Raw genomic sequence first — 6,006 nt, forward strand, 5'->3', positions numbered from 1 at the left:
ATCGACGTGGCGGCCAGCAGCGCACCGCGATCATGGCCGCCCCCGTACGGCCGGGCCGAGGTCAACAACCAGAATCGGGTGGACGCCGAGACGCTAGTCGTGAGCAAGGTCGTCTACCCCCCGGACGGCGGCAAGGCCAGCACCTCCGAGCTGACCTGGCCCGCGCTGTACGTCGACCTGCCGGGCATCGTGCCGGTGCAGCTCCTCCTGCCCCCCGCGCCGGCGGAGGAGACGGGCGTCCCCGTCACCACCGTGGGCTACTACCTCGAGGATGCCCACATCTCCGAGGAGGAGCAGGAAGACCTGACCGAGAGTCTCGCCGGCATCGCGACCGGCGCGTCGCGGTACGTCGAGCGCGGCTATCAGCCGCCGGTCGAGACCTTCATCCTGCTCCTGATCCTCTTCACCCTGGGCGGGGTGCTGATGCTGGGCGGGACCCTGACGGCAACCTTCCTGGCGCTGTCCGACGCGAGGCCGGACCTCGCGACCCTGGCTGCTGTCGGAGCGGCGCCGCGATCGAGGCGAGGTGTGGCTGCGTCTTACGCCCTGATGGTCGGCTTCGTCGGTGCCGTGCTGGGGGCGTTGGTGGGATTCATCCCCGGGGTGGCCATCACCTATCCGCTCACGACGATGGGCAGCATGTGCACTGCGACCGACAACGGCATGCTGGTCTGCGACGACACCGGCCCCTACCTCGACATCCCCTGGCTGCTCATCGGTGGCCTCGTGGTCGCGCTGCCGCTGCTCGCGGCGCTGATCATGGGGCTGACCGCGCGGTCGCGACTGCCGCTGGCGGCGCGCCTGACCTGACTGCCCTGGTCGATCCCCCGGCTACCCGGGGGAATCGAACGTTCACCCGGCCTGCAACCCGGGTGAACATGACAGAACCCGAGTGCAGTCTGTAAGCAGCCAGGGCCCAAGACAAAAAAGCAGGCTTGACTGTTTGTTGTTTCGACCCCACGATGGGGCGGTGACGACGACCCGCATCCCTCAGGAGGAGCGCACCCGCACCATGCGGTTGCGACTGCTGGAAGCCACGGTCGAGTGCATCGTCGAGCGGGGCTACTCGGGGACGTCGACGACCCTGGTCAGCGAGCGTGCCGGCGTCTCCCGCGGGGCCCAGCTGCACCACTTCCCGACGAAGATCGACCTCGTCGTCGCAGCCGTCGAGCACGTCACGCAGATGCGCGGCGCCAAGCTGCGCGAGAAGATCGCGGACCTCGCCGAGGCGAGTGATCAGGCGGCTCCCTCCACTCCGGAGCGCATCACTCGACTCCGGCGGGTGCTCCACCTGCTCGCTGAGCACTTCACCTCGCCGGTCTTCACCGCCGCGCTCGAGCTCTGGGTCGCGGCGCGCACGGACGAGGCGCTGCTGGCCGCGGTGCAACCGCTGGAGGCGCGGGTGGGGCGCGAGACCCACCGGCTCACCGTGGCAGCACTCGGGGCGGACGAGTCGCGCCCCGGAGCGCGCGAGCTGGTGCAGGCCACCCTCGACCTCGTGCGCGGCCTCGGCCTCGCCAACAGCATCTCCGACGACGCCGCCCGGCGTCGTCGCATCCTCGACCACTGGGCCGATGTCCTCGACCGGGAGCTGGATTCGCCCCAGGACGTTCCCGACCTCCTCCGCTCCGCTTCTCCGATCGACAACGCCGACGGGACCCTGACATGAACGACGTCCTCACGACCGTGCTCACGGACCTGACGGCCGAGGGCGACGTGCTCGAGGCCCTCGTCGCCGACCTCGACGCGGAGGCATGGCGCACGCCGACCCCCGCGCCCGGGTGGGACGTCGCCAGCCAGGTCTCCCACCTGGCCTGGACCGACGAGGTGGCGGTCCTCGCCGCCACCGACAAGGACGGCTGGGACGCCGTCGTCCTGCGTGCCCTGGCCGACCCGGCCGGGTTCGTCGACACCGAGGCGCTTGCCGGTGCCGAGGCGGACCCGGCTGAGCTGCTGGTCCGCTGGCGGGCGGCTCGCTGGTCCCTGGTGAGCACGCTTGCGGCGTACGGCGCAGGAAAGATGCCGTGGTTCGGACCGCCGATGTCAGCGACCTCCATGGCCACGGCCCGGCTGATGGAGACGTGGGCGCACAGCCTGGACGTGCACGAGGCCCTGGGCGCAGAGCTGGCGGCGACCGGGAGGCTCCGCCACATCACGCACCTCGCCGTACGCACCCGCGACTTCGCCTTCATCACGAACTCGCTCCCGGCGCCGACCGAGCCGTTCCGGATCGACCTGGTCGCCCCGGACGACGACGTGTGGACGTTCGGGCCGGAGGACGCTGCGCAGACGGTGACCGGGTCGGCACTCGACCTGTGCCTGCTGGCCACCCAGCGCACCCACCGATCCGCCACCGACCTGAACGCCTCCGGGCCGGACGCCGACCGCTGGCTCGACATCGCCCAGTGCTTCGCGGGGCCGCCCGGCGCTGGACGGGGTGCGGCATGAGGGAGGTCCTGCGGATCGGCAACTGCTCGGGCTTCTACGGCGACCGGCTCAGTGCCATGCGCGAGATGCTCGAAGGCGGCGACCTCGACGTGCTGACCGGCGACTACCTCGCCGAGCTCACCCTGCTGATCCTCGGCAAGGACACGATGAAGGACCCCGCGCTCGGCTACGCGCGCACGCACGTGCGACAGCTCGAGGACTGCATGGGGCTCGCGCTCGAGCGTGGGGTGAGGATCGTCAGCAACGCCGGCGGCCTCAACCCGGCTGGCCTGGCCGAGAAGCTGCGCGAGGTCGCGGACGGGCGCGGGCTGGCACCCAGGATCGCCCACGTCGCCGGGGACGACCTGCGCCCGCTGGGCCTCTGGGAAGGCGCCCTGACGGCCAACGCCTACCTCGGCGGGTTCGGCATCGCGGCCGCGCTGCGGGCCGGCGCGGACATCGTGGTCACCGGCCGCGTGACCGACGCCTCGCTCGTCCTCGGCGCTGCTGCTGCCCACCACGGCTGGGATGCCGACGACCACGACGCCCTGGCCGGTGCGGTCGTGGCCGGGCACGTGCTCGAGTGCGGCACCCAGGCCACGGGGGGCAACTTCTCGGGGTTCCTGTCGCTGCCCGACCGCAGCCGCCCACTCGGCTTCCCGCTCGCGGAGATCGCCGCCGACGGGTCCTGCATCATCACCAAGCACGACGGCACCGGCGGTGCGGTCACCCTCGACACCGTCACCGCCCAACTGGTCTACGAGGTCCAGTCGACCCGCTACCTCGGACCGGACGTCACCACCCACCTCGACTCGATCACGCTCGCCCAGGTCGGACCCGACCGCGTCGCGATCAGCGGAGTCCGCGGGGAAGCGCCGCCCGCGCAGCTGAAGGTCTGCGTCAACGAGCTCGGCGGCTGGCGCAACTCGGTCGAGTTCGTGCTGACCGGGCTCGACGTCGAGGCCAAGGCCGACTGGGTGCGCAACCAGCTGACCGCCGCGCTCACCACTCCGCCGGCCGAGGTCGCGTGGTCGCAGCCGGTGCCCCCCATCCAGGACGCCGACTCCGAGGAGGCTGCGTCGGTCCTGCTGCGCTGCACGGTCAAGGACCCCCAGCCCGGACCGGTCGGCCGGCCCTTCACCAGCGCTGCCGTCGAGCTCGCCCTCGGCTCCTACCCAGGCTTCACGATGACCGCGCCACCCGGGGCTGCGACCCCCTTCGGGATCTACCGGGCGGAGTACGTCGACCGCTCGGTCGTCCAGCACACGGTCGTCCACGCAGACGGGACCACCGAGGTCGTGGGGGACCCCCCGGTTTCCACCCTGCCTCCTGCCACCGACAAGGGGCGGTCGGAGTCGCCGTACCCCGCCGCCGCGGACATCCCCACCAGGCGAGTGCCGCTCGGGGCGTTCGTGCACGCGCGCTCGGGCGACAAGGGCGGCGACGCCAACATCGGCCTGTGGGTCGCCCACGACGACCGGCCGGACCTGTACGCCGACCGGGTGGCCTGGCTGGCCGGGCTGGTCACCGCAGGCACGGTCCGCGAGCTCGTGCCCGAGGCGGCCGACCTCGACGTCGAGGTCCACGCCCTGCCCAATCTCGGGGCCGTCAACGTCGTCATCCGCGGCCTGTTGGGCGACGGCGTCGCCGCCTCGACCCGCTTCGACCCGCAGGCCAAGGGCCTCGGGGAGTGGATCCGGTCGCGCCACGTCGCCATCGAGGACGCCCTGCTGTGACGGCCGGGCGCTCCACCACCGACCGAGCGGCGCTGCGCGCGAGCGTGGCGGAGTTCGTGCGTCGCGAGATCGCGCCGAACCTCCAGGTGTGGGAGGACACGGGTGAGATCCCGCGCGAGCTGCACCTGAAGGCTGCCGAGCAGGGTCTGCTCGGGATCGGCTTCCCCGAGCACGTCGGCGGTGAGGGCGGGGACCTGGCCGACACGGTCGCCGTGCAGGAGGCCTTCTTCGAGGCTGGCGCCTCCAGCGGACTCATGGCCGGACTCTTCACCGGCGGCATCGCGCTGCCCCACATCGCGGCCAGCGGCAACGCCGACCTCGTGGACCGGTTCGTCCGTCCCACCCTGGCCGGCGAGACGATCGGCGCCCTCGCGGTGACCGAGCCCGGCGGCGGGTCCGACGTCGCGGGCCTCCGCACGGCCGCCGAGTTGATTCGAGGCAGCGACGGCGCCAGCTACTACCTCGTCAACGGCGCCAAGACCTTCATCACCTCCGGCGTGCGCGCCGACTTCGTCACCACCGCCGTTCGCACCGGCGGCCCGGGTCACGCGGGTGTCAGCCTGCTCGTGGTCGAGAAGGGCACGCCGGGCTTCACCGCCGACCGGTCGCTGGCGAAGATGGGCTGGCACTGCAGCGACACCGCTGAGCTGTCGTACGTCGACGTGCGGGTCCCCGTCGCCAACCTGGTCGGTGAACAGGACTCGGGCTTCTACCAGATCGCCGCGCAGTTCGTGGTCGAGCGCATCGCCCTCGCGGTCCACGCCTACGGCATCGCGGCCAGGTCGTTGAGCCTCACTGCGGCGTACTGCCGTGGGCGGGAGACGTTCGGCAAGCCGCTCATCGCCAACCAGGTGGTGCAGCACCGGCTCGTCGAGATGCACCGGCAGGTGGAGGTGGCCCGCGCCTACACCCACGCGGTGGTCGAGCGCCATCTCGCAGGACACGACGTGATCGCCGACGCGGCGCTCGCGAAGCAGACGGCCGTCGATGCCTCGACGTACGTCTGCGACCAGGCCGTGCAGCTGCACGGCGGGACCGGCTACATGCATGGGACCGAGGTGGAGCGGCACTATCGCGACGCCCGGATCCTGCCCATCGGAGGAGGAGCGACCGAAGTGCTCACAGACCTGGCTGCGACGTTGTTGGGATACACGTCATGAGGCTCATCCCGTCCCTCGGCGACGACGTGACCGTCTGGATGGACGCGTCGCCCGACAAGGTCTGGGAGCTCGTCAGCGACGTCACCCGGATCGGTGAGTTCTCCCCCGAGACCTTCGAGGGCAAGTGGACCCGCGGCTCGAAGGGGCCCGAGGTCGGCGCCTACTTCGCCGGGCACGTCAAGCGCAACGGTGTCGGCCCGACGTACTGGTCGCCGTGCCGCGTCACGAAGTGCGAGCCCGAGCAGGTCTTCGAGTTCTCCGTCGGGACCGACGCGGTCACGGCCAACAACTGGGGTTACCGGCTCGCGCCCAGCAAGGGCGGGACAGAAGTGACGGAGTACTTCCGGCTGCCCAAGTCGCCGGCGATGGTGGCCTACTGGCTGGTGCTCGGTCACTTGCGCGGGCGTACCAACCGCAAGGGGATGCGCACGACGCTGGAGCGGATGAAGGCCGTGCTGGAGGCGGACGCTTCGTGACCACCAACCGCGAGGCGATGCTCGACAAGATCGCCGACCTCGACTCCCAGCACGCGACGGCGGTCGCAGGTGGTGGGGAGAAGTACGTCGAGCGCCACCACTCGCGCGGCAAGCTGCTGCCGCGCGAGCGGATCGAGCTCCTGATCGACCCGGGCTCGGCGTTCCTCGAGCTGTCGCCGCTGGCGGGCTGGGGCTCCACCTTCAAGG

At 71.4% G+C, this 6,006-nt stretch carries 6 protein-coding genes and 1 pseudogene; all 7 read left to right on the plus strand.

All coding sequences use genetic code 11. From position 1 onward, the window contains the following. Positions 1-810, plus strand: an 810-nt coding sequence (locus JWN68_RS12245; RefSeq protein ID WP_297739173.1) for an ABC transporter permease, incomplete at its 5' end; no start/stop codon positions are given. Between the two features lie 160 nt (positions 811-970). Beyond that, on the plus strand, positions 971-1,669 hold the full coding sequence (locus tag JWN68_RS12250; protein ID WP_297739177.1) for a TetR/AcrR family transcriptional regulator: 699 nt from the start codon (positions 971-973) through the stop codon (positions 1,667-1,669). Beyond that, entirely contained in the window at positions 1,666-2,448 is a 783-nt protein-coding gene (locus tag JWN68_RS12255; protein WP_297739180.1) for a TIGR03084 family metal-binding protein, read from the plus strand. Before JWN68_RS12250 ends, JWN68_RS12255 begins: the two co-directional genes overlap by 4 nt. Continuing rightward, a complete protein-coding gene (locus tag JWN68_RS12260; RefSeq protein ID WP_297739183.1) occupies positions 2,445-4,163 on the plus strand; it encodes an acyclic terpene utilization AtuA family protein in 1,719 nt (572 codons plus the stop codon). Before JWN68_RS12255 ends, JWN68_RS12260 begins: the two co-directional genes overlap by 4 nt. After that, entirely contained in the window at positions 4,160-5,323 is a 1,164-nt protein-coding gene (locus JWN68_RS12265) for an acyl-CoA dehydrogenase family protein (RefSeq protein ID WP_297739186.1), read from the plus strand. The genes JWN68_RS12260 and JWN68_RS12265 overlap by 4 nt, the downstream gene beginning before the upstream one ends. Further along, positions 5,320-5,799: an SRPBCC family protein gene (locus JWN68_RS12270; RefSeq protein ID WP_297739191.1), complete on the plus strand. Its 480-nt coding sequence runs from the start codon at positions 5,320-5,322 to the stop codon at positions 5,797-5,799. The genes JWN68_RS12265 and JWN68_RS12270 overlap by 4 nt, the downstream gene beginning before the upstream one ends. Positions 5,800-5,816: 17 nt before the next feature. After that, positions 5,817-6,006 (plus strand): annotated as a pseudogene (locus JWN68_RS12275) (acyl-CoA carboxylase subunit beta); the annotation flags it as partial.

The sequence above is a fragment of the Nocardioides sp. genome, from assembly GCF_025964975.1.
GTDB lineage: Bacteria > Actinomycetota > Actinomycetes > Propionibacteriales > Nocardioidaceae > Nocardioides.

Coding starts and splice junctions, on each gene's coding strand:
- JWN68_RS12255 (WP_297739180.1), top strand. CDS start 1,666: ATGAACGACGTCCTCACGACCGTGCTCACGGACCTGACGGCCGAGGGC.
- JWN68_RS12260 (WP_297739183.1), top strand. CDS start 2,445: ATGAGGGAGGTCCTGCGGATCGGCAACTGCTCGGGCTTCTACGGCGAC.
- JWN68_RS12270 (WP_297739191.1), top strand. CDS start 5,320: ATGAGGCTCATCCCGTCCCTCGGCGACGACGTGACCGTCTGGATGGAC.